This window comes from Aquibium sp. ELW1220, from assembly GCF_030398385.1.
Classification (GTDB): Bacteria; Pseudomonadota; Alphaproteobacteria; order Rhizobiales; family Rhizobiaceae; genus Aquibium.
In genome coordinates this window covers 1-2,037 of sequence record NZ_JAOAOQ010000100.1, presented here as the reverse complement: position 1 = coordinate 2,037, position 2,037 = coordinate 1, and the positions used below count along the sequence as shown (strand labels likewise).

Sequence of the window (2,037 nt, the reverse complement as noted above, 5' to 3'; positions counted from 1 at the left end):
GTGCTTCCACGGATGGCTCAAACGCAAACGCCGCCCCGGAGGGCGGCGTTCATGTGTTTGATATCGTTCGGGATTTTGGTTGCGGGGGCAGGATTTGAACCTGCGACCTTCAGGTTATGAGTCGTATCGAACAGATCATGAACGATTTCGCCGGACTGCGTTTTGCTTCGACATTTCCGCCACTTCGCGGCGCCTGTGCTCGAACCGACATGCGCAGGAATTCTCAAGAAACCGCCGCGAACCTCTCCCTCTTGCTGCCACCATGCTTCCACACGAGCTCGGCTTGATGCGTCTGGTAGCATAGCAATCATGCGTCGATCATCGACCAGAAACCAAACTTGCGTCCGTGCTGGGCCTTCAGCCGGGCGAGATAAGCGTCGTGGGTCTCGAACGTCCCAAAGTCCTCGATGCTCCGGGCGAGGTAGGAACAGGTGCCAAGATGTTGCGCGGCATAGCCGTAGCGCTTCGACCTGGCATTGGTCAGGGTGAAGTCGATCATCGCCCGCAGCGCCAGCGTTGCGGCCAAGGGGTGGCGTTCCGACAAGGCCTCGGCTGCGGGCGAAAGATACTCGTAGCGATCGCCGTCGAGTTCGCCATGGCGCTGTATGAGAAGATCGGCGGCGCGCCGCAGCGCCGGCCAGGCGAGAAAGAACTGAAGGGCCGCCAGCAGGCTCTGGTACGTCATCGCATGGTCCATCGCCCGTTCCTCGGCTTCGATATCGTCGAAATCGGGAAGCCGCTTCAAGAATGCGCGCAGGTGCTCGACCGACAGCTCGCGCTCAAAGCATGCCCAGCGGAAGATCTGCGCCTCCTCACCGCGCCCCAGCGCCTCCAGCACCTCAAGGCGAGCATCCTGCCACTCGGCAGGGATCGGGCGGTCCCTGTCCACTTCAGCACGTTCGAGAAAGCCGAGCGCGTCGCCTGCCCTGCCGGCCGCCAGAAGCCGCTGCGCAATCTCAGCGGCGACCTTCGGCACCTTGCGAGTCTTGGCATCATATTGTTTGATGAAGCCGTCGACGTCGCCCTGCGCATCGGCGATGTCCTTGAGCGCCATGGAGACCGTGCGCCGGCGCTCCAGTTCCAGCTTCTCGTGCTCATAGATTGGGCCCTTCAGGCTCCAGCCCACAGCAGTCCATTGGTCCTTGGGCGGGACTGGCACCGGCGCACGTCCAAGCGCCTCCACCAACGCCTTCAGTTTCGACAGCCCATCCTCGCCCAGTGCCGGCGACATGATGGCGATCAATTCGTCGTACTGGCCGTAGCCGTTGTCCTGCAACGCCTGAAGGATTTCTTCGGCCAAAGCCCCAGGGCGCGACCGTGCCGCCAGAGCGATCTCGCCAAAATCGTTGCATCCTTGGTGGAAGATGCCGATGACGGTTCCGCTGCTGTCGTCGCAGCGTTCGAACACCGACGTCGCCAGTCCCATGAACCGCCACATCAGCGTCAACGCCTCTCCCGGATCGGCCGGGGCGATTTGCTCGACGATGGCGCGCCGCTGGGTCTCGAGATCGTCGACCAGCTTCTTGCGGTTCTTCCAGTTGATGAAGCCTCTGGCGCGGGCAATGCTGGTCAATCGCTTGGTGATTTCCCGCGCGGCTTCCCTGGGGCTTTGCGCAGCCGCCAGCGCGAGCCGCAGCTTGCGTTTGGCCGCTGCATTCCCGGTGCAAATGTCGATCAGTAGCTGCGCCAGGCGATCGGCCCCGAGCGCCTCCAGGTTCTTCGCGTTAAGGGTGGTTTTCTGCGCCATTAAGAATCCATCTCTTTCCCCCCAACTTTATCAACGGCGAGCCGAGCCTGGAACCCGCGCTCTGATTCGCATGGCTCGTCGATTTCCCGCATGAGCGCGCATCATCGCCCTTCGCAGAAATGCGCATCAGTTCCTTTTTCTTCGCAAAATCAATGTGTTCGTTGACTATCTGCGTAACCGGGGCAGATTTCCGGGCGATCAGGCTTGAGCGGCTTGCCTGACGAGATCGGGGAGTCGCGGTATCGGCTGGTGGGCGGGTATGCCGAGGCGATCGCCGAGATATCGGAAGA

General features: G+C 61.6%; 1 protein-coding gene. It reads right to left on the bottom strand.

What is annotated here, in order from left to right:
- Positions 1-307: 307 nt before the first annotated feature.
- Entirely contained in the window at positions 308-1,747 is a 1,440-nt protein-coding gene (locus tag N1F91_RS30855; protein ID WP_289997740.1) for a DUF6880 family protein, read from the bottom strand.
- Between the last annotated feature and the right edge of the window lie 290 nt (positions 1,748-2,037).